This window comes from Treponema porcinum (genome assembly GCF_900167145.1).
GTDB lineage: Bacteria > Spirochaetota > Spirochaetia > Treponematales > Treponemataceae > Treponema_D > Treponema_D porcinum.
On sequence record NZ_FUWG01000013.1, the window covers coordinates 80,496 to 101,601 of the forward strand.

Genomic DNA, 21,106 nt, shown 5'->3' on the forward strand with positions numbered 1-21,106 from the left:
TTAAGGTATATACATGAAAACTATTTTCGTAAATGAAAAAGAACAGAAGCGCGACTGGTTTGTCATCGACGCTGCTGGCAAACCACTTGGACGTGTAGCTGCAAAAGCTGCTTCTATTGTTCGCGGTAAAGAAAAGCCTACCTATACTCCTAATCAGGAAATGGGTGATTACGTAGTAATTATCAATGCTGATAAAGTTGCTGTTACCGGTGGAAAAGAACAGAAAAAGATTTACTACAAATATACAACCGGTTATGTAGGAAGCCTCAAGGCTCATACATTTGAAAAGCTCATTGAAAAGCATCCAGAAGATCCTATCCGCCTTGCAGTAAAGGGAATGCTTCCTAACGGACGTCTTGGACGCGTTCTTATGGATAATGTAAAAATCTATGCAGGTCCGGAACATCCGCACGCAGCGCAGAATCCGAAAGCTGTTGAACTTTAATTAGGAGTTTAAGATGGTTAAGAATATTGCTATTGGAACAGGTAGAAGAAAGACAGCTGTAGCCCGCGTATTTGTCCGCGAAGGCTCAGGAAAAATTGTTGTAAACGGAAAAGACGTAAAGGAATATTTCCCGCTTGAAGAGCAGGTTAAGCTTGTTGCACAGCCTTTGCTTGTTACTTCAAACGACAGTAAGTATGATATTGTTATAACTGTTGTTGGCGGCGGACTTAACGGACAGGCTGCTGCTTGTCTGCATGGTATTTCTCGTGCTTTGCTTCAGATTGACCCGGATTGTCATACTTCATTGAAGGCAAACGGTTATCTTACTCGCGACTCTCGTATGGTTGAACGCAAGAAGTACGGTCAGAGAGGCGCACGCAGAAGATTCCAGTTCTCTAAGCGTTAGTCTTTGGTTATCTACAGTACAGAGCAAGTTTCGCCGGAAGTCATCAAGATTACTTCTGATACGGGACTTGCTTTTTTTATTAGAACTACGTTTCTCAAAATCGTTTCGCCGGCTGCAATAGAAAAAGATGCAGAATTCTCAGAAGAAGAGGAAGACGACATTATTGATGCCGGAATGACGTACAGCGCAGAATGCAAGGCTGTTGAGTATCTTGCAAGGGCAGAGCAGTGTCGTTTTAATCTTGCGCAGAAATTGCTTAAAAAAAATTACGAAAGAAAATATATTGATGTGGCCCTCGACTATCTTGAAGAAAAAAATTACCTGAACGACGGACGCTTCGCCCGCGCCTGGCTTAATTCCCGGAAAATAAATCATTATGAAGGAAGGAAAAGGCTTCTTGCAGAATTGCTTTCGCGCGGTATTTCAAAAGAGAACAGTTGCGAAGCTCTTGATGAGTTTTTTGCTGAAAATCCGGAAGAGGCGCTTTGCGAAAAAGCGTATAATAAATACGTACGCGCGGGAAAATCGGAGGAGGCGCTTATCCGTTCTATGACGGGAGCGGGCTTTTCGTATCAGCTTATTAAGCGGACTATACGTAACGCAGAAAATGAAGGGCTGCCGGAAAGTAATTAAACTTAGCAGACAGCCCGTTTTTTCTTGTATATTTTGTTACTTTGTATAGTCCGTTATTTTGTCTGGTAGATAAACGCCGGATATTGCAGCTGCACCTGTTCCGACATTTCCTTAAGGGAATTAAGCGTTGCAGAACCGAACAGGCTTCCCAATACCATATCGCGTAAAGACGGATCTTTTTTGTAGCGGAATTCAATCAGATTTACGTCTTTTCCGTCAAATTCTTCCAGCTTTATATTGGAAATCATATTTTCCCACGTATCAATGGAATCAATCAGTCCGTTTGAAAGCGCCTGTTTTGCGGTATAAATCCGCCCGTCAGCAAGTTTTTTTACCTCAAACAGCGGAATATTTCTGCTCATAGCAACTATTCCCGTAAACTGTTCATAACATTCGTCGGCGATGTTCTGCATAATCTGTTTCTGCTCTTCGCTGACAGGCTCGTTGTAGTTGAACATATTTTTGTTCTTTCCAGCGTGGATTGTTTCAGATTTTACGCCGATTTTTGAGAGCATCTCCGTTACGTCGAAAGAACTTGCGGTAATTACGCCGATAGAACCGGTAAGTGTGTTGCGGTTTGCGTAGATTTTATCAGCGGCGCACGAAATGTAATATCCGCCGGAAGCAGCAAGGTTTGCCTGATATGCGTAGACAGGTTTTCCTGCCGTCTTGTAGTCCTGAAGTGCAAGATATGCTTCGTCCGCTTCGTATACTGCTCCGCCCGGAGAGTTTACGAAAAGCGCAATTCCCCTGTTCTGCCTGTCATTTTTAAGGTTTCTTATTGTATCAAGAAGCCATTTCTGGTTATAAGTTTGGTTTTCCGTGTCGATTACGCCTTCAATGTAAAGCGCTGCGATATATCCGTTTTTGCCTTTGCGTGCTGCGGCAGTTTTTATTGTTCCGGAGGGACTGCTTTTAAAATCCGGGGCTGTAATTCCAAGTGCACTTACTGCCGTAAAGAAAAGCGTTACTGCTACAATGATTGCAAGAACGATAATTCCGTTTTTTTTGTTGTCTTTCATATTATTTCCGCCTAAAAATCTCTGTTTGCGCCGGTTGAAGTGCCTTTTAAATCCTCCAGCTTTATAACACCGGTGGAAAGCGCGTCTTTTAAAAGTCCGTGGTATGCGTTTGTCATTGACATATTGATATACGGCATAAGCCACAAATATCCCAGTCCTACCGGTATTGCAGCAAGAATTGCCCAGCCGATAAAGCTTAGGTGCATTACAAAAAGGTCGCCTTTATGTCCGCGTGTAATTTCAATGCTGATTTTCATTGCTTTTGACACGGACAGTTCCGGGAATTCTGCAAGAAGATAGAACATCTGCGAGTATGCATAGAATTTTACGATTCCCGGAATGAGAAACAGCATTGACCACAGGAATACCCACAGCGTGTTCCATAATCCGGCAAGAACAGCTTTTACCCACATACCTAATCCTTCAACGAATGTTCCCAGCGTAATTTTTTCAGGTCCTTTTGACATAGTAAGATAGACGTTAAGCTGGGCGAACATCAGGATGAATTCTACAAGAATAGTTATCCAGCTGCGGATTGTGTCAAACATATATGTACCTGTTTCGGCTGTTTCCGTCGTAAAAAGTACTTCGTCCGCAGGTATTGTAAATTCTGAAAGTTCCATAAAGGCTTCTTTAAAATCCCGCGCCTCAAGAAGAAAAAGGATTACAAAGCAAATCAATGTCATAATGACCGGCGTAAACCAACGCTTTGAAAGCTGCATTTTTGCAAATTGTTTGTATTTTTTTCTGTCGAACATAGTTAGAAACTGCCTCCTTGTTATACTAACTTCGTTATTTGTTTTCAACTTCTGCCAGAAGTTCACTGTAATATTTCGGCTCGATGTTCTCAAGCGGAATTCCGCATTTTAAAAGAAGTGATTTTAATGTGTCCTGAATGGCGCTGACTGTCTTTTCGTCGTCGGTTTCCGAAAGAATTTCTATCTCGATAAAGTCGCCGAGTCCGCCGACCGTACACAGCTCAAGCGCTGCCGTTCCGTATTCTGTCTGTGCCTGATATGCCAGTACGTTTTTTTTCTTGTGGAGCGCAGGTTTGAAACCGATGTCCGAAAGTAGCGCCTCGACTGCGCCTGCATCTGAAAGTACTGTTTCTTTTTCGTCATTCAGTTCGGATGAAATTCCGGTTGCATTCTGCCTGATTTCTTTCTTTTTATATGTAAGGTAATAAGTGCATTTTTCTTCCTGTGAGTCGGACTGACGTTCCGTCCGTATTCGCGTGCTTATGTATGATTTTTTTCCTGAACTGCCGGTTGAAACGGGAAGATGATAATAGACATCGCTTTTTTCTACTGTCCGTATGTAGTCTGCAAAACTATTGAGTTTTTTGATGAGTTCTTCTCTGTTGCAGACGTGTGCTTTCAGTTCAACTTCAAACATTTTTCCATTATACAATTCTTTATTCAGTTGCGCAAATAATATGTGTGACGGCGGTGTTTTCAATGTCAATTTCAATTGCAGTATCTGAAAAAAAACAATAGAATAGCGGTATGATTTCCGAACGTATGAAAAACCTTCACCCATATGTTCCGGGCGAGCAGCCTAAGGACAGGGTGTATATAAAATTAAATGCAAATGAAAATCCGTATCCGCCGGCGCCTGAGGTGATTAAGGCGACTGGTGCTTTTGTAAAGAAAAATCCGATGAAACTTGCGCTTTATCCAGACCCGGATTCGCTTAGTCTTCGTGCATCAATTGCTGATATGCTGAACAAGACCGGCGGTGTTCTGTGCCGCGCAAGTGTTTCCGGAAAAAAATGCGAGCCGGCTCAGGAAGATAAAATTCCGTTTGTGGTAACTCCCGATATGATTTATGCCGGTAACGGAAGCGACGAAGTTTTATCTTTTGTGTTCTATGCGTTTTTTGACAGCGCGAACAGGCTTGTCCTGCCGGAATTTACGTACAGTTTTTATCCGGTATATGCCGGCTTCTACAATATTCCGACCGACGTGATTCCTCTTAATGCAGACTGGACGCTTGATACTGCGGAGATGCTGTCCCGCGCAAAAGCGAACGGTTCCGGAATTATTTTTGCAAATCCGAATGCGCCTACCGGCCGAGGGCTTACACGTGATGAAGTCAGAGCGATGATTAAGTCCGCAGATTCTGACAAAGTGTTTGTCGTTGATGAAGCGTACTGCGATTTTGGCGGAGAAAGCTGCATTCCGCTTCTTTCTGAATTCAGAAATCTTGTGATAGTCCGTACGTTCAGCAAGAGCCTTTGTTCTGCCGGAATGCGTCTTGGCTATATCGTTGCAAATCCTGAACTTGTAAATACCGTTACTACGGTCAAGAACAGTCTCAATCATTTTCCTGTTGATGCTGTTGCGCAGGCTGCCGGAAAAGCGGCTTGCGAAAATCCTTGGTATTATGCAGAGTGTGCCCGAAAAGTTGCCTGTGAGCGCGATGATTTTATCAGATTTCTTTCTGAAAACGGCTGGAACGTAATTCCTTCGCAGACGAATTTTGTGTTTGCGCAGAAGCCGGGAATGGGCGGCGAAGAAGTCTATCAGCGCATAAAACAGGAGGGAATTCTTGTCCGCCATTTCAGCACAAAGGGAATAGAAGATTATGTGCGCATTACAATAGGAACAAAAAAACAGATGAATGAGCTGAAGCGTGTTATAGGCAGACTTCAGTCTGTTTAAAAATACAGAGGTTGTTGGAGATATTATGAAATTTTTAGTTATGACAGATATACACGGAAATTCGTCCGTTCTTGACAAGCTTGATGATGAGTTTAAATCGTGCGATGCAGTTCTGTTCGGCGGAGATTTTGCAGACGTTATCAGTAAGCTTCCGGGAGAGCCGGTTTTGGAAAAACTTTGCTCAAAGCACGATGAAATATATGCGGTTCTTGGAAATCACGATGTGCCGGATTTTTTAGAGCAGCTTGAAGATTCTGGAATAAATGCCGAGAGGACTTTGAATTATACTGACGGAATTGCAATACTCGGTTCTGGCGGTGCAACAGAATTTACGCACGATACACCGAATGAACGGCCGGAAGACGATATTATTAAGGATTTTGATATACTTAATTCTGCTTCCGGCGGTGATGAAAAAGATACGTGGCGAAATCTGATTATAATTTCGCACAATCCTCCTAAAGACACAAAATGTGATGCTGTGAACGATACGCTTCACGCCGGCTCTCAAAAATTCCGCGAACTTATCGAGCAGATTCAGCCACTTGCTGTCGTTACAGGGCATATTCACGAGGGAACTTCGATCGACAAAATCGGAAGGACAACGGTTATAAATTCAGGAAGCCTTGGAAATCAGGGAACGTATGCCGTTCTTGAAATTGAAAAAAACGATGGTGAATTCATTGTAAAAAATGCAGAAATTAAAAAAATCTAATATGAAAAAAACAAAAATATAAAGAAAAAGCCGGAGTATATCCGGCTTTTTTTTTTACAGTTTTTGAATGCTTTGTGGATGGGGAAGACGAGGCTATTCTAGCAGTGCCGCTTCTATTGATTTAAGCCGCCTTGCGTTTTTCCGTTCCTTGCGTTTCTGCTTGATTTTAATGGTCTGTTCTTTGCGCGCTTTCGGGTATCTGCGTTCCATAATTCCAAGAATAAAATTCGTTACAAAAATGGAGAAAAGGCACAGTCCGCTTAAAATCAGAACAGACCATTTTCCGTATTTTACAAGCGGCAGTTCAATGTTCATACCCCAGAAACTTGTGATGAATGTAGGCACCATCATAATGATGTTCAGGATTGAAAGTCGCTTCATATACATATTCAGGTTATTGTTGATGACGGAGTCGAATGCGTCCGTTACGCCAAGAAGGACGTTCCTGTACGTGTCTGCCATTTCAATAGCCTGGTGGCTGTCGATTTCTACGTCGTCAAGCCAGTCCATATCTTCGTAGTCAAGTTTAATGAGTTTTGTCTTGCGGTATTTTTCAAGGAGCAGCTGGTTGCTTTTTAATGACGTCGTAAAGTAAACGAGTGATTTTTCAAGTCCCAGAAGCTGCATAATCTCGCGGTTTTCTACAGCCAGCTGAAGTTCATTCTGAATGGCGGCGGAACGGCGGTTGATTTCCTTTAAGTAGCGCAGGAACGTCATATTTGCCCTGCCCAAAAGCCGCATAATGAATGCCGGAAAATCAGAAAGTGTGATGCCTTTTACGCGTCCCATTGAAAAATCCTTGAGAACTTCGCAGTCAGTCCAGCAGATTGTGATGATGCAGTTTTCTTTAATGATTATTCCCAGCGGAACTGTTGAATATTGCGTTTCTGCCGCAGGGTCATAGAAAGGAAGGCGTAAAATCGTAAGGATATACGTATCGCCGTCTTCAAGGCGTGAAAGTTCATCCGGGTCAAGAATATCAAGGATATGTTCAGGGTCGATTTTGTATTCTTCCTGCAAAAGTTCAACGTCATCGCGGGTAACGACGCGTGCATCAACCCAGGTGCGCTGAGTTTCGTCGAGTTCTTCTTTTTTGATTTTCAGGAGTTTTCCGTCGTTTTGCTGCCAGTATGTAATCATTGTTCTGTCCTGTGAAAAAAATGTAGCATACAGGAGCAGTCGTTTTAGAGTGACATTTCCTGCTGCGGATTGCGTATAACATACACACCATGATAACCGGAACTATCGCTTCCGCTGTCCATACGCACCTCCTGAAAGTGAAATGTCAAGTCAATTACTGCAATATATCAGAAAAAAGAGCAATGTTCAATTTTAATATGAAAAAAACAGGTAAAAAAATCTTTTTATTTGTGTAAATTTTGCCTTTTTTTAAAGAAAAATTCGATATACAGGTAGAGGTGAAAATGAAAAAACTTTTGTATGTCGGCTGTTTTGTTTTTATGTTTTTGTTGTGCTGCATTCTGGACGGATGTATTTCTTCCGGCGGAGTATACTCCGTAGAGCAGGGAGAATTCAGTTCCGGCGGAATTCCTTGCGGCGGTCCGCTTTCCTACGATTTTACTTTTTGCAACAACAGCAAAAAGACGGTGGAAGCGTTTTCCGTCGTTCTGAGTTTGTTTAACGGTGACGGTGAACCGGCATTATCTTCCGATTTTATTACTGTAGATTTTGCAGAACGCGTTTTTCCTGGTGATTGCCGCAGTTTTGAGATTGACTTGCGTTCGTTTGTTTCGTCGGATTGGGAAGAAAGCGGAGAATTGTATATGACTGATTATTTTTACGCAAATTTTATACGGTATGAGGATGGCAGTGTCTGGAAAGACGAATTCGGATCGTTCGGGTTAAAATGAAAAAGCCTTAGGGAGCGGAAAATGTCGATTCCCAAAGGCTTTTTATGGAAAAAAGAAGTTTTTTCCGTGCGGTGAAACATTCATTCCGCGCGGAAAATTTCTTGTCTTAATTGAATTACAGCGGAATGTTTCCGTGCTTTTTAAGCGGCTTATCCATAGCGGCTTTTTCTGCAAGGAAGTCAAAGCTTTTTGCTACGTATTTACGCGTGTCCGCAGGAGAAATGACTTCGCTGATGTAGCCGCGTTTTGCTGCAATTGTAGGAGTCATAATCTCTTTTTCATACTGTGCTTTTTTTTCTGCAACTTCGCCGGCTTTTGACGGGTCGGCAAGTTCTTTTGCATACAGAATGCCTACTGCACCGTCTGCGCCCATAACGGCAATTTCTGATGCCGGCCAGGCATATACGTAGTCAGCACCAATGTGTTTTGAACACATTGCGATATACGCTCCGCCGTAAGCCTTGCGCGTGATGACAGTTACTTTCGGCACGGAACTTTCTGAATAGGCGTAGATTACCTTTGCACCGTGGCGGATAATTCCCTTCTGTTCTTCCTGCGGTCCCGGAATAAAGCCAGGAACATCGACGAACGTAAGAAGAGGAATGTTATATGCATCGCAGTAGCGTACGTGGCGCGCAATTTTGTCAGATGCGTCGCAGTCAAGAACACCGCCCATTCCTGCCGGGTTGTTTGCAATGATACCGACGGAACGGCCTTCGATTTTTGCAAAACCGATTACACAGTTGATTGCGAATTCCTGTGATACTTCAAAGAATGAGTCGTCATCCGTAACGTCATTGATGACTTCGCGGATATCGTAACCCTGGCGCGTATTTTCCGGCAGGATTTTTTCGATATGCTTTGTCTTTTTGTGTGCATCAAAGTGGTATTTTGCTGCCTGAACAAGCTCGTCGCCGTAATAATGCGGAATGTAGTCAAGCAGGCGGCGTACTTTGTCGTAACAGTCAGGCTCGCTTTCACAGCGGAAATGAGCAACTCCTGATTTTTTTGAGTGAATGGAAGCGCCGCCCAAGTCTTCTGCGGTAATGTCCATAAACATAACTGATTTTACGACTTTAGGACCAGTGATGAACAGCTGGCTGATTTTGTCTACTGCAAAAATGAAGTCGGTTATTCCCGGTGAGTAAACTGCGCCGCCAGCGCAAGGTCCTGCTACAATAGAAATCTGCGGAACGCTTCCAGATGCGCGTACGTTCTGGTAGAACAAATCTCCGTAGCCGCACAATGCATCAACGCCTTCCTGAATGCGTGCTCCGCCCGAATCGTTTATTCCGATTACAGGACAGCGCGCCTGAATTGCTTTGTCTATAAGTTCTGCGATTTTTTCTCCGTGCATACGACCCAATGAGCCGCCCTGAACGGTGAAGTCCTGTGCGTAGATAGCAACTTTTCTGCCGTTTATTTTTCCAAAACCGGTGATTACGCCGTCATAAGGAATGTCTTTTTTGTCCATTCCGAAACTTGTACAGTTATGGCGTACACCTGAATAGATTTCCATAAATGTGTCTTTATCGCAAAGCTGGTTGATTCTCTCTATTGCGTGAAATTTTCCTTTTGCGTGTTGTTTTTCAACTGCGTATTCCATTAGATTCCTCCAACTGGTACTTTGGAAAATGCTGATTAACACTCGAAGCGATAATTCCGCACTCGGATTATTCAGTGTTTCCTTTATTTTATGATATAAAAATGCCGGTTTGTTGTCAATATGACAAATTTTGGAAAAATGTCATTTAGTCGTGCGTAAGAAAAAACGTTCCTGTTCAATAGCCGATTGCGTCAAGGCGCGCCTCTTCCGCCAGCATAGATTCCCGTGTTGGAACCCACGGATATTTTTCGCGAAGCTGATCTACGGCATCTACCGTGTTTCCGCCGCATTTTTCAAGCGCTTCTTTCAAATCAAGCGAGAATGTAAGCGGCGAAAGCGTTTCCTTGTTGCTTGATTCATTTAGGAATGCTATCTGCCATTTTTTTCCGGTGTATTTAAGTTCTACGACAGTAGTAAATTCTTCGATGACAATCATATTGTCAACAGTATGAACAAGGTAGTAATGCGCCGTGTGCTGTGCGCGGGAAAATTCCGTAAGCCGTTCTTCACCGACGCGCGTAAGTTTTGGCGGATGGTTTCTGAGCGAGGGTGCCGACTGGGTAAGGGTGGACGGTATTCCGTCTGCCGTAAAGTTTGTAATTCCGTAGATTGAGTGAGAATATGCCCGGGATGAATCAGGTTCAAAGAACATCCAGTTTTCAGGAGTAGACATTCCGGATTCAAAATTATATGCGGCTTTCATCTGCGTAGTTACGAATATCTGCGGAACGCGCGAAATGTAACCCTGTGCCTGCGGACAGTTTTCCGCGGCGGCAAGCATATAGTCTGTGTCCATCCGGTGAATTCCTGCGTAGAAAATTTCTGTAGTCTGGAGGGAAGAAAGTCCGATGACCGTAGGTTTTTTCCTGTTTTCAAAGACAGCGTTTATAATGAAAACTGTAATGAAAAGAATGATTGCCGCCGCCGCAATTACAGTTCCTGCCCGGCGGTCAAAACGCTGTTTTTTCTGTATACGGTTTGCCAGTTTTTTCATATACAGTTCGGCGGATTTTTCAAAAAGGTCGTCGGACATAATTTTTTTGCGAGGTTCTGTGCGGAAAAGTTCCTCTTCCAGCGCTTTCATAGGAAAATCCGTCTGCGCGGTTTTTCCGCACAATGCGCTGTTTATGGCGGCTGCAAGAGTGCGGTCAATTCCGTTTACGCACAGTTCAAGCGGACAGAAATTGCTGTAGGCAATGGAAACGCTTTTGTCCGTTTCCGTACCAGCCGGGTAGGGAAGATTTTTTGTGAAGGCAAAATAAATGTATACCGCCCGCGTAAAATTCATTGCCCGGTTTCCGGAAAAAGCCGCCTCGCACCAGGGGTCAATGATAAGATTGTACTGCTCTTTTCCGAGATTGGCGCAGGAACGCCCGAACGTTTTTTGCGGAACGAACAGAAGCCGCTTTGTTTTTTCATCATACAGAACGGCGCTCGGACCTGCACACGGAAGCTGAATGTCCTGCTTCTGCGCACAGTCGTATGCGCGGCAAATTGCAAACAAAATCTGCTTTATTTCGTTGTTTGAAACGTTTTTTTCAGGGAGTTCTGAAACTGCCGTTCCTGTAAATCCTTCTCCCGAAAAATAAACAGTTCCGTCTATCGTTTTTGTGCCGGAGAACGCCCATTCGCTGAAGCGCACACCGCCGTCAGTTCCGTCGCTTTCTGCAATATACCCTTTTTCGTACATAAGGGAAGAAAATTTTGTCTTTGCGAACATCATTTCGTCAAGCGACGTCCGCAAAAGCACTTCTTTTTCTGCTGATAAAATATTTTCCATAAAAAGCCGCTACCTTCCGTTCGGTGAATACAGATACTTGAAGTAGTCCATATTCGTGCTGTACGTTGCGTTTGAGTCTTTCAGCGTAGACTTGTATGATTCCATACTTTTCCAGAAATTATAGAATTCCGGGTCTTTGTTGTATGCTTCCGCATAAATCCGCGCAGCCTTGGCGTCTGCCTCTCCTTTTATTTCCTCTGACTTTCTGTATGCCTCTGACTGAATGGTGCGCTTTTCGTTTTCAAGTTTTCCCATCCATTCGGCTTTTTTTCCTTCACCGAGAGAACGGTATGCCTGCGCCACCTGATTGCGTTCCTTTATCATTCTGTTGTATACGCTTTCAGTCAGCTCGTCGGAATATTTTATCTGTCTGGGAACGATGTCAATCAGTTCAATTCCGTATTCCGGCACAAGTTTGTTCGCCTCTGCCGTCATCTGCCGGCAAAGTTCGTTACGTCCTTTTGAAACGGACTCGTTTACGTTGTTTACGTTCACAAGCGATTCGATTTCTTTTGTTTCTTCGTCCTTGTCGTCAGCCTGAATTGCCGTCCGTTCATTTATGATGTTTGAACTGCGGACGATTTCGCTCAGCCTGTTCTGCGTGATGACAGTTCGCGTAGACGAGTCGATTATGTCGCTTAATTTGTTGTATGCGTTGTCCAAAGTCTTGAAACTCTGGTAGAATTTTGCAGGGGAAGTAATTTTCCACCGGCTTGTAGTGTCTACGATGATGAACTGGTTTTCCTTTGTTGGAATGCGCTGTGAGTCACCGTCGAGAGAAAGCACCAGTTTTGGATATGTCGTTACCTGGTCGATGAACGGAATGCGGAAATACAGCCCGGCTTCCGTGTGCGTAGATACAATTCCGCCGAAACGCGTTACGACCGCCTGATAGCCTTCATTTATAATGTAGAACGGTCCCATCATAAGAAAAATAACGACAACAGCTGCAGCTGCTGCAAGCGTGATAAAGAATTTTTTATTCTGTTTTGTCATTTGTGTCCATCCTTTTAGTTTTTTGCCGGCTGCTGTGCTGCACCAAGATTTTTTACCGGCAGCACGTTATCAAGTTTTCCGTCTATAAGAACTGGTTTTGTGTCTGAACCGAATATTTCGTTCATTGTCTCAAGGTAGATTCTGTCTTTTGTAACTTTTGGAGAACGACGGTATTCATCGTAGACGGAGTTGAAGCGTGCTACGTCACCTTTTGCCATATTGACGCGTTCTGCAGCATATCCTTCTGCTACCTGAATACGTCTGTCCGCTTCTCCCTGAGCTTTAGGAATTTCCGAGTTATATGCTTCCTTTCCTTCGTTTATAAAACGGTTCATATCCTGAATTGCCTTGTTTACGTCCTCGAATGCATCCTGAACGCCGCTCGGCGGAATGATGTTCTGAAGCTTTACGGTGATTACGTTTATTCCAAGCCCCAGCTGCCTGAAATTTTCATTCATCATTTCAAGTGCACTGTTTTCAATTGCTGAACGGTCAGCTCCCATAATGTCAAGAATTGCCCTGTCGCCGACAAGGGAATTTATTACGGAGCGAGAAATGTCGCGGATAGTCTGGTTCTTTTCCATAACGCCGAACAGCCACTGTTTTGGATCTACAATCCTGTACTGTATAATCCATTCAACATCTACGATATTCAGGTCGCCTGTGAGCATTGTGGACTCGTTCGTGATGTTGTTGCGGTATTCATTTTCCCTTCCGGATTTTACAGTCTTAAAACCGAACTGTTCCGTCTGAATTACTTTTACCGGAACGGAATAGCTTTTTTCAATTCCGAGGGGCAGCTTGAACTGAAGACCTGGACCGGAAGTCCTGTTGTATTTACCGAATCTGGTGATGACAGCCTGTTCCGTTTCATCTACGATAAAGAAACTGCTTCCCAATACGATGACCGCAAGAAGCAGCCAGATAATCCATAAAAAGTGCGCCGGCTTCAGTTTCTTGAAGCTTTTTACGTTTGAATTCTGTTCCATAAATATGTGTCCTTAAAAGGTGGTGCATCCGCGCAAAACCGGCGGACGTGTATTTTTTAAAGATAAATGTTTATAGAAAAAAAAACAAGAAAATAACGCGGAGAACGGCTGTTTACTGGCAAAGATTTTTTGTAAGGGTGGCGAGGGATTATTTTTCAAGCGAGTCGCGACAGACTTTTTCAATTTCCGCGCTTACCCGGGAGATGAGCGTGGCGGCAAGAGAAGCGGAGTATTTTTTCTTGAACGAAGAATTGATGTTTTTCGGGCAGGCATTTTTAGAAAAAAGAATCTCCGGTTCAATGTGCAGAAATGAAGCAATTTCGTCTATGACCTGCGGCGGCGGAAAAGACACTCCCCCTTCGATGCTGTTTATGTAGTTGTAGCCTTTGTTCAGCATGACAGATAGATCTTTCTGCTTCCTCTGGCTGCTCAGAGCGTTTCGGCTATCACAAAACTGGTGCCCGATGCAAAAGTTTAGAATCCGCTTTCCGTTTATTATTCCGGCGGCGCAACGCTTGACTCTGATCTGGACAAGTGGCTTGCTAAAAATGGATTTTAATTTTTGTCCGTGCAGGAAGGTTCAACAGGAATCTCGATTTTTGCTTTAGGGCAAAGAGAAAACTCTCTGCCCTAAAAAAGACTTATGCAATTAAAACAGTTTCACCGTAAACACCTGTTCTTACAGTTTTGTTTATGCGTGTGCCTGAGCCGTATGCAGTTTTGATAATCAGCCTATATTTTCCAGAAGTTACAGTATCTGGAATATTGAACAGAATTTTTGTGTTGGTGTTATCAACAATGTTTTCCATTCCAAGACAAGTCCATGTGGAAGAATCCATATCATAAGTGCCATCTTCTGAACAGGAAGCAAGATACAAGCCTGTTTCTGCTTCATCGCCGGCAATCTTCATTCGTCTGCCTGTAATCCGGGCGGAATATCCTTTAGAAAGCCTTGTGCCGCTTGTTTTAGTATGGATATTGTACAAGGAAGAAATAAGTGGCTCGTTTGTTGTGGAAATGTCAGCACCGGCAGTTACATCCTTTACCGCTTCAAGAGCAATGTCGCTTGGTGTAAAAGAAAGTGTCATTTTGGGAACATCATCTATTCCCGGCTCTTCTGACTCAATGCTTCCGTCTGGCTTGATATAGAGGATTCCCATTTCAAGAAGATCAACGGCTTTTCCGGCTTTTAAAAGTTCCAAAATGGCATTTCTGAAAAGCCCTGCTGAATAGAGCAATGTTTCTCTGTCCATAACTTTATTGTGTTCAAGGATTTTTGAAACAATGTTTCCAATAAAAGCCGTGTTTCTTTTTACCTTAGCATAAGAAACTGTTTTGTCCGAGAATGTGAGCGTATGCATAGTAACGTTCACTGTGTCTGATAATTTATTAGATTTGTCGTTCATAGTATCACCTATAAAATATGAGATTTTTACAAAGCATAAAGCCCTGTTTTTAAGATATTGACCCCGGCGGTCATGCGTGATACTATAAAAATCAACGAATTTATAAGTGTTCACGCATTTATACAGGCTGTAGGTTTATTGGCGTAAACTTACAGCTTTTTTTGTCTTTCCGCACCGGATAAAGCAGAAAGACTTTTTAAGTCTGTTTTCAAGTGTTTTCCTCCTTTACAAGTTCTAAAAGTTCCTTTTCATATTGAGTATAAAAGTTGCCTGAGTATTTAAGCCATTTTCCATAACGGCTAAAGGCATTTGTTGCAAGTGAAATTGTTACCCAAAACTTATCCATCACTTCATGTATATACTCAAGATTAAAGTAGTGAATGAGCGGAGCAGGAGCTAAAAAATAACTTGCAAAGAAATTTGCTTCAGCTTCATTTTCTTCATCATGAATAAGATGGTGCAATCGAATATGCCCAATTTCGTGAAAGATTGTGAAGCGCACACGAGCAGAATCTTTTGAAGGGTTATAGAAAATCTCATAATGATTGTCTATTTTTGCTACCATTCCATCCTCACTTGCCCTTATAACAGCTACAAATGCCCGTTCATTAAACTGATTATATGATTTAAGTACAATATCGAGTTGTTTGCAGACATCCATAGCTATAACAGGGAACTTTGTAATATGAAGTTCTTTATATAATTCAACAACTTCTTCTTTTATCTCCTCGTATCTTTCATCAGAAAGTCTCACCACTATCCTCCGTAGAGTCAGTAAGAAGGGCATTTATTATTTCTTTCTTCTGCTCGTTTGTTATAATTTTTGAATTACGAGCCAAAAGAAGTTTTATTCTCGGAAATTCTGCTGAAAAATCGGATTCATCTTCTTTTCCAACAATTTCATCAACAGTCACACCAAGAACATTTGCAATCTTTACCAGAACTTTTGCACCCGGTTCTCTTGCATTGCTCAGATAACGGGAAACAGAAGCTTCTGTAGACTCGATTGCCTGTGCGAACTCCTTTTGACTTAAATTCTTTGCCTTCATCAGGCGGGCGATTCTATCACCCATTGTTTCTTCCATATCTTATACCCCCAAAAGAAAATTAGAATCTAAACTTTCTTACCATAAGGATAATTTAACTTTCCATTTTAGTCAAGTACATGGAAAGAAATATTACCAATTTTATAATTGGAGATGATTTATCTCCTTTATAGCGAGATACTTTGTAACACTGAGAGGAGACTGTTTATAACAGCATAACGAGAATACGTAATCTTCTATAAAAGTACAGTTTTTGCATATAACATAATCGCTGCACGGTATCTGTACGCTGAAAATCCCTTCAGTTTTTATCTGTGTTTAGATAACAATAGAAGAAAAAAGAAATTTCCATTATAATAAAGAAAATATAAGATAATATTTTTTTTAACAGGTAAATTATGTCTTCAGATTTCAATGAAAATACACGTGTTCAGGTTCCGGCTGCTTTACATCTAATAACATGAATCGTCATTCAACATATAGTTGAATTAAAAATTTTTTGATTTCTTTCCTTACTCCAAATGCTAATTTATATTGATGAATATCTTTTAGAGAAATGAACTTAATTTCAGAAAACTCATAGCAAAATCTTTCTGGTACATGAAAATCAGAAGCAACTTCAAACATAAAAGTTTTCCATTCGAAGCATGGATAGTGAAAACTACAGATGATTGCTTTTTTTTCATTTACTGAATTAGATAAGTTAATTCCTGTTTCTTCTCGTAATTCTCTAATAGCAGTTTCAAATAATGAATTATCAGTTTTTTCAAATCCGCCGCCAGGAATAGACCATTTGCCTTTATTCGGTTTTATAGTCCGTTTCCCTAAAAGAATTGTATAGTCATTATCTTGTTTTTGAAACAGAGCGATTCCAGCTCCTTTGTATTTTCTCATTTTATATTTCTTAATCTCTCAATCCAGGCAAAAACAGCTTTCCATAAAAATCTTGAAGAAATAAAAAGACAAGTTGTCTGCATTACAATAAAAAATCCTGCAACTCCATAGAGAGAACAAAATGAAACTTCATGTTTTTTAATCTGTAAAATGATGATTCCGATTATTGATAATCCAATTACAGCACAATCAATAATCATTAAAGGGATTGCAAGAAAATCAAATCTTTCAAGCCATTTTAATACGTTATTATATCTCTGTTTACATTTCTCTGTATCTTCTTTTGAAAATAGGCCTTTATTGCAGTTTTCGTCGATTCTGAAAAACATTTCTCCCATACATTCAAGTGCAATTTTTCCAGGAAGAAGGCTTTTATTTCCTTGGAATTGTGTAGTCATATAAACAATATTTACAACAAAAATACTTTCTAATAGGAATAATCCAGAAATTGCTTTACAACCAGATAGATATGCAGAATTAGAAATTAATGGTGCCAAGCAGCAAAAAAGAGCAACGGCAATCATTGCAAATTGAGAAATATAAACTGTCAAAACTTCTTTCTTTACAAACTTATTCATTATTTTCTTCCAAAATATTTAAAAGTTTTCTCTTAAAATCTTCATTGTCTCTAATTTCAAATCTGCTTAAATGAGGAAGTCCTATGAGCAATGTAGTACGATTTTGAATAAATATTTTTGAATATTTTATTGTAAAAGTTCCTGATAAAAACTTTTGCTCAATTTTTCCGCAATATAGGTCCGCAATAAATGAAAATGCAGATTTCTCTTGGTCATTTCCGCAAGTAATAATTACTTCCGGCTGAATAACACTTAATGCTGATTCATGAACACTCCAACATAAACCTGCAAGTCCAAAATTTAATGTATTTGCAGATTTTGTTGTTTCAAAAATCAGGTTAGTCGAAAACACATCACGAATATCACTTTTTAATACATTATTAAAAAGATATTGCATTCTAAGTTGTAAAGGTGATTGACCTTCTGCATATTCATGATTTGAAGTATTCCATTTTAAATCACAAATTGAATTTTTTGTCCAAGTTGAAAAATCGTCTAAATGTTTTTTTATAGAAATAAATCCTTCACCTCCAGGATTCAATCCAAGAAAATAATATTTTCCTTTCTTAAAAGTTTCTTTTGAACTATAAATAACTTCTCCATTCCTTTGTTCAATAAGAGAAAGTTGTTTGTGTCCAAAATCAATAAAATTATCTATGCATTTTTCGTCCATATATTTCCTCATCTTCCGGTGTAAGTTTTTTATTAACAATAGGAGAATATCCGCCTGCAAATTGAGCATCCTTAATACCTCTGCATAAACGGAAGCCTCTTTTTTCTTCAGGATCAGAATTAGTTTGCTCTAGTTTACAAATACCTTTTTCCAAATCAGAATCATCACTTGCACGTACTATTATTTTGCTTTCACCGGTAAGCCATTCACCATCGTCGTTAGTCCATTCCCAGCCTTCTCTTTGAATCATATCTCCATATAATTCAAAGATGGGCAGTCTTGCTTCTTCTTTAGTCGGAAGTCTCCAGCCATTATTTTCATATCTGCATTCAAAATCTTTTCCTGTAATATCAAAATTAATAGCAGATACAGGCTCACCATTTAAATAATAACAGGGTTCTAAATTATGTTTTTTGCTTAAATCATTACAAAATTGAGCTGCAAAAGCCCATTTTACACGTATTGGATTTTTAGCTGCTTCGGTTGTATATTCTTCATCGTATAAACCACAATAAACATCTGTCATTGTAAGAAAGTTTTCAATATGAAAAGCTGCAAAATCTTCTGATAATAATGGAATCATAATTTCCCCCTTTGCAATTTCTACATTAATTATAACATGAAAGTCCATATCAGTGGTGATACGTAGTTGATTTTTTTTTCTAAATATTCCAGACTGTAAAAGTAACGTTTTAGAAATGAAATCTATAGGAGAGCTATTATGTTTTCGTCAATTGAACTAACTATGCTTCGGAAGGTTGATACAAAACTTCCTGTAAATTTATGGATAGATGAAAATAGCGAACATAAGTCTAGGCTCATGTTTCAAAATAACACTTCAGATACACTCAGAAAAAAAAGCGATCTGATTCCTATCTCGGTAGAAGATTGTCCGTCAATTTTAGCAAAGGGTAATACTTTAAGAATTTCATCAGATGAGTTGAAATCTGTTCAATCTTTTATAACTTTGAATAAAGAGATTTTCTTAAAATATATGAATGATACTCATTTTGGTATGCATGATTTTTTTGCTGCCATGAAGCTATCTTCTGAATAAAAAAAGGTATTTATTATGTATTATGATGAATCAATCAGCAGAGAACGCAATGAGCGTATAAATAAAATCATCCGTCTCATCCAAAAGGCAGAAGCCAAGAACGAAATTATAAATAAATCAACTCTTCAAAAAGAAGATATTGGTAGTTCAGCAACTCTTGGCCGCGAGCTTTCTAGGATTGGAGATGAAGGCGAAAAGATTATTACTTTTGATAAGCATAAACTTACATTCAGAATGAATAAAAAATGGAAATCTGCAAAGTATATCAAAATTGATTCATTATCAGATTATGGTTCGCTTGGAATTATGAAATCACTATTGGAGCAATACAAAAATACTCCCTTATATAAGAGTGTTATTGATACAATTGAAGAGCTTGCAGAAATGCCTATTGAAGATTTTTCTCGCATTGCAGTTCCTCCTAAGCCAGAATACAACAAAGAGGATCAGAAAAAGTTTTCAAAGATTTTTGATTATATGACACAAAATCTTAAAATTCAGTTTTATTACAAAGGCCGCTGGCATGGTGATGAAAGAAAAAATCGTGTTGTTCGTCCGTATCAGCTTTTACTCGATAATGGCACATGTTATCTTTACGGCTATGATGAAGAAAAACAGGATGACCGTCTTTTTGTTCTTAGACGTATGGAAGAAATCCGACTGAAAAATAACGAAAGTTTTGATTTACCAGCAGATTATGAGTTTTCACTTAAACACGGTTTTAGCAAATTCGGTGCTTATACTTTCAAAGAGCCTGTAAAATATAAAATTGAGTTTTACGGCAATACACAGGTTTGGATTAGCGAAAACAAATGGGCAGATGACCAGATATTAGAAGTATCTGAAAATAAAACTACACTTACTTTTACATCCAGTCAGGATGATAAGATTCTCGAATGGATTTTATCCTGTGGTCCAGATGCAAAACCTGTTGAGCCGAATGAGTTTGTTCAACGCTGGAAAGATAAAATCTGTGAAATGGCAGAATTAGCAGGAATCTAGGATTTACTGATAAATAATCTATGCCAATTATCCATAAGGCTTCTAATATTTTCTTTTCCAACCACATTTGAGCTCTGAATATCATATTGAGGAATATCCAGATTATGCTGCTGGCAATAATTCACAAGATATTTTGCACAATCATATCCAGATTTTTCTGTTCCAAGGTCATGGTCAAAACAAACAATATCCGGTAATCCATCGTTTTCAAGATGAGCACAAAATTCTTCAAATGTTTTAACCCAGGTGATTTCATAATCTCTGATAAGATAATCTTTGGGGGTTCTATAATCATCTAGCCATAAAAGTCTCTGCATTTCTAACTTATTATATCCTTTTTGTCTGTTTGGTAACAATTCCACAAGAATTTCATAAGCGAATCATATTGTTCAATAATCGGATTTGCATAACGATGGTAGAAATCTACAGTTTTTACCTTATCGTATTTATCAGAAAGTGCAATCTGTTCTGTTACAGGTGGCAACGGTACAAGAAGCTTAGATAGACTTCCTTTTGACAATAGATGTTTCTTACTTGTGAGTTTTAGTTCTTTAATAACTTTATCAGATGGCAGGAATTCCAAAAATGCTTTTAGATAAAGTGGAAAAATCTTAGTTGTGTCAGGTCGAATAATCATAGAAGATGCGCTTGGAACTACCACAATTTTTGTGTCTTCTACAAGTGCTGCAATTTTCTTGCCATTAGAGTACATCTTTCTAAGAATGACAACATCATTCTTCTGTAGTCCATATAAGTCTTCTATTTCTTCTCTTGTAGAAGATTTCCATATTTTAGACCTTATAGAGAGTCCTTGATTTATTGTGGCAATTTCCTTAAGCGGAACAAAAGGTATTTTATCTTTCATGTATTTTTGTAGGGCTATGCATACAACCTGAACCAGTTGATAAACTTCCACACCAGCGGCATTTATTTCCACCAGAACCATGATAATGTTTCTTAGTTGGGCTGTGCATACTGTTCTGCCCAAAGTGAACTTGGACTTTTTTATAAAAGCTAATAAGGTGGTTTAAGCCTGTTGAGCTAACCAATAAGCTCTTCTTTTTATATCTGCATTATGAAGCTTATTTCTCCTGTCTGCAAGTCTTTCTTCTTTTCTTCCTGCAAAATAATCTTCCGGAGTCAGATAAAGAAGCGCGCCGTGCAGACGTTCGTTGTTGTAGAAATCTATCCACTGTGCCATTTTTTGTTTTGCATCTTCATAACTGAAATACGCTGTCTGGCGGACATGTTCGGTTTTCAGCGTTGAATGAAATCTTTCAAGTTTTCCGTTGGACTGAGGATGACATATTCTTGCCGAAGTTTC

The 21,106-nt window shown here is 40.1% G+C and carries 27 protein-coding genes; 8 read left to right on the plus strand and 19 right to left on the minus strand.

What is annotated here, in order from left to right; all coding sequences use genetic code 11:
* Positions 1-13: 13 nt before the first annotated feature.
* From rplM to B5D55_RS09000, 3 genes are read left to right on the plus strand one after another with little or no spacing between them, the layout of a single operon-like run.
* Positions 14-445, plus strand: a complete 432-nt coding sequence (gene rplM, locus B5D55_RS08990; RefSeq protein WP_078933676.1) for a 50S ribosomal protein L13 — start codon at positions 14-16, stop codon at positions 443-445.
* A gap of 13 nt (positions 446-458) precedes the next feature.
* Positions 459-851: a 30S ribosomal protein S9 gene (rpsI, locus tag B5D55_RS08995; protein WP_078933677.1), complete on the plus strand. Its 393-nt coding sequence runs from the start codon at positions 459-461 to the stop codon at positions 849-851.
* 3 nt (positions 852-854) lie between these two features.
* The gene (locus B5D55_RS09000) at positions 855-1,484 is read left to right on the plus strand and encodes a regulatory protein RecX (protein WP_078933678.1); all 630 of its coding nucleotides are present in this window, start codon (positions 855-857) and stop codon (positions 1,482-1,484) included.
* 53 nt (positions 1,485-1,537) lie between these two features.
* Here the strand turns inward: B5D55_RS09000 and sppA are convergent, their stop codons facing one another.
* The 3 genes from sppA to cyaB are packed head-to-tail and all read right to left on the minus strand — an operon-like array spanning position 1,538 to position 3,901.
* Complete coding sequence (gene sppA / locus B5D55_RS09005; protein WP_078933679.1) at positions 1,538-2,506, minus strand: signal peptide peptidase SppA; 969 nt, start codon at positions 2,504-2,506, stop codon at positions 1,538-1,540.
* Between the two features lie 11 nt (positions 2,507-2,517).
* On the minus strand, positions 2,518-3,264 hold the full coding sequence (locus B5D55_RS09010) for a DUF975 family protein (RefSeq protein ID WP_078933680.1): 747 nt from the start codon (positions 3,262-3,264) through the stop codon (positions 2,518-2,520).
* A gap of 34 nt (positions 3,265-3,298) precedes the next feature.
* Positions 3,299-3,901: a class IV adenylate cyclase gene (gene cyaB / locus B5D55_RS09015; RefSeq protein ID WP_159446198.1), complete on the minus strand. Its 603-nt coding sequence runs from the start codon at positions 3,899-3,901 to the stop codon at positions 3,299-3,301.
* Between the two features lie 110 nt (positions 3,902-4,011).
* Between cyaB and hisC the strand changes: the two genes are divergently transcribed.
* Both hisC and B5D55_RS09025 read left to right on the plus strand, forming a co-directional pair.
* Positions 4,012-5,169 (plus strand): histidinol-phosphate transaminase, encoded by a 1,158-nt coding sequence (hisC, locus tag B5D55_RS09020; protein ID WP_078933682.1) that lies wholly within the window; start codon positions 4,012-4,014, stop codon positions 5,167-5,169.
* Positions 5,170-5,194: 25 nt separating this feature from the next.
* Complete coding sequence (locus tag B5D55_RS09025) at positions 5,195-5,884, plus strand: metallophosphoesterase family protein (protein WP_078933683.1); 690 nt, start codon at positions 5,195-5,197, stop codon at positions 5,882-5,884.
* A gap of 93 nt (positions 5,885-5,977) precedes the next feature.
* On the opposite strand, the gene B5D55_RS09030 is transcribed toward B5D55_RS09025, so the two are convergent.
* A complete protein-coding gene (locus tag B5D55_RS09030) occupies positions 5,978-7,024 on the minus strand; it encodes a magnesium transporter CorA family protein (RefSeq protein WP_078933684.1) in 1,047 nt (348 codons plus the stop codon).
* A gap of 284 nt (positions 7,025-7,308) precedes the next feature.
* Here B5D55_RS09030 and B5D55_RS09035 point away from each other — a divergent pair, with 284 nt between their 5' ends.
* Complete coding sequence (locus B5D55_RS09035; protein WP_143593306.1) at positions 7,309-7,755, plus strand: hypothetical protein; 447 nt, start codon at positions 7,309-7,311, stop codon at positions 7,753-7,755.
* 115 nt (positions 7,756-7,870) lie between these two features.
* Here the strand turns inward: B5D55_RS09035 and B5D55_RS09040 are convergent, their stop codons facing one another.
* The 12 genes from B5D55_RS09040 to B5D55_RS09095 all read right to left on the minus strand — a co-directional run bounded on the left by B5D55_RS09040 (position 7,871) and on the right by B5D55_RS09095 (position 18,306).
* The gene (locus B5D55_RS09040; RefSeq protein ID WP_078933686.1) at positions 7,871-9,361 is read right to left on the minus strand and encodes an acyl-CoA carboxylase subunit beta; all 1,491 of its coding nucleotides are present in this window, start codon (positions 9,359-9,361) and stop codon (positions 7,871-7,873) included.
* Between the two features lie 175 nt (positions 9,362-9,536).
* Complete coding sequence (locus B5D55_RS09045; protein ID WP_078933687.1) at positions 9,537-11,141, minus strand: hypothetical protein; 1,605 nt, start codon at positions 11,139-11,141, stop codon at positions 9,537-9,539.
* Between the two features lie 9 nt (positions 11,142-11,150).
* Positions 11,151-12,137: a protease modulator HflC gene (gene hflC, locus B5D55_RS09050; RefSeq protein ID WP_078933688.1), complete on the minus strand. Its 987-nt coding sequence runs from the start codon at positions 12,135-12,137 to the stop codon at positions 11,151-11,153.
* Positions 12,138-12,151: 14 nt separating this feature from the next.
* Positions 12,152-13,126, minus strand: coding sequence for an FtsH protease activity modulator HflK (hflK, locus tag B5D55_RS09055; protein ID WP_078933689.1), 975 nt, complete (start codon positions 13,124-13,126; stop codon positions 12,152-12,154).
* Between the two features lie 148 nt (positions 13,127-13,274).
* Positions 13,275-13,523 (minus strand): hypothetical protein, encoded by a 249-nt coding sequence (locus tag B5D55_RS09060; RefSeq protein ID WP_078933690.1) that lies wholly within the window; start codon positions 13,521-13,523, stop codon positions 13,275-13,277.
* Between the two features lie 244 nt (positions 13,524-13,767).
* Positions 13,768-14,532, minus strand: a complete 765-nt coding sequence (locus B5D55_RS09065) for a DUF4469 domain-containing protein (RefSeq protein WP_078933691.1) — start codon at positions 14,530-14,532, stop codon at positions 13,768-13,770.
* A 208-nt stretch (positions 14,533-14,740) separates the two neighbouring features.
* Positions 14,741-15,286, minus strand: a complete 546-nt coding sequence (locus tag B5D55_RS09070) for an ImmA/IrrE family metallo-endopeptidase (protein WP_159446199.1) — start codon at positions 15,284-15,286, stop codon at positions 14,741-14,743.
* Positions 15,273-15,617, minus strand: a complete 345-nt coding sequence (locus B5D55_RS09075; RefSeq protein WP_078933693.1) for a helix-turn-helix domain-containing protein — start codon at positions 15,615-15,617, stop codon at positions 15,273-15,275. The genes B5D55_RS09070 and B5D55_RS09075 overlap by 14 nt, the downstream gene beginning before the upstream one ends.
* Positions 15,618-16,046: 429 nt before the next feature.
* The gene (locus B5D55_RS09080; protein WP_078933694.1) at positions 16,047-16,472 is read right to left on the minus strand and encodes an NUDIX hydrolase; all 426 of its coding nucleotides are present in this window, start codon (positions 16,470-16,472) and stop codon (positions 16,047-16,049) included.
* On the minus strand, positions 16,469-17,050 hold the full coding sequence (locus B5D55_RS09085) for a hypothetical protein (RefSeq protein ID WP_078933695.1): 582 nt from the start codon (positions 17,048-17,050) through the stop codon (positions 16,469-16,471). The genes B5D55_RS09080 and B5D55_RS09085 overlap by 4 nt, the downstream gene beginning before the upstream one ends.
* Positions 17,043-17,723 carry a uracil-DNA glycosylase family protein gene (locus B5D55_RS09090; RefSeq protein WP_078933696.1) on the minus strand — a complete coding sequence of 227 codons (681 nt, stop codon included), beginning with the start codon at positions 17,721-17,723 and terminating at the stop codon, positions 17,043-17,045. Before B5D55_RS09090 ends, B5D55_RS09085 begins: the two co-directional genes overlap by 8 nt.
* Positions 17,701-18,306 carry a hypothetical protein gene (locus B5D55_RS09095; RefSeq protein WP_143593307.1) on the minus strand — a complete coding sequence of 202 codons (606 nt, stop codon included), beginning with the start codon at positions 18,304-18,306 and terminating at the stop codon, positions 17,701-17,703. Before B5D55_RS09095 ends, B5D55_RS09090 begins: the two co-directional genes overlap by 23 nt.
* A gap of 138 nt (positions 18,307-18,444) precedes the next feature.
* Between B5D55_RS09095 and B5D55_RS09100 the strand changes: the two genes are divergently transcribed.
* Positions 18,445-18,780, plus strand: a complete 336-nt coding sequence (locus tag B5D55_RS09100; RefSeq protein WP_078933698.1) for a hypothetical protein — start codon at positions 18,445-18,447, stop codon at positions 18,778-18,780.
* Between the two features lie 15 nt (positions 18,781-18,795).
* Positions 18,796-19,782 (plus strand): WYL domain-containing protein, encoded by a 987-nt coding sequence (locus B5D55_RS09105; protein ID WP_078933699.1) that lies wholly within the window; start codon positions 18,796-18,798, stop codon positions 19,780-19,782.
* Here B5D55_RS09105 and B5D55_RS09110 read toward each other — a convergent pair.
* From B5D55_RS09110 to B5D55_RS09120, 3 genes are all read right to left on the minus strand, one after another.
* The gene (locus B5D55_RS09110; RefSeq protein WP_078933700.1) at positions 19,779-20,099 is read right to left on the minus strand and encodes a cyclic-phosphate processing receiver domain-containing protein; all 321 of its coding nucleotides are present in this window, start codon (positions 20,097-20,099) and stop codon (positions 19,779-19,781) included. The two genes, B5D55_RS09105 and B5D55_RS09110, sit on opposite strands and share 4 nt — an antisense overlap.
* Before the next feature lie 2 nt (positions 20,100-20,101).
* A complete protein-coding gene (locus B5D55_RS09115) occupies positions 20,102-20,728 on the minus strand; it encodes a restriction endonuclease subunit S domain-containing protein (RefSeq protein ID WP_078933701.1) in 627 nt (208 codons plus the stop codon).
* A gap of 81 nt (positions 20,729-20,809) precedes the next feature.
* On the minus strand, positions 20,810-21,106 hold a 297-nt coding region (locus B5D55_RS09120), incomplete at its 5' end, for an integrase core domain-containing protein (RefSeq protein WP_143593312.1).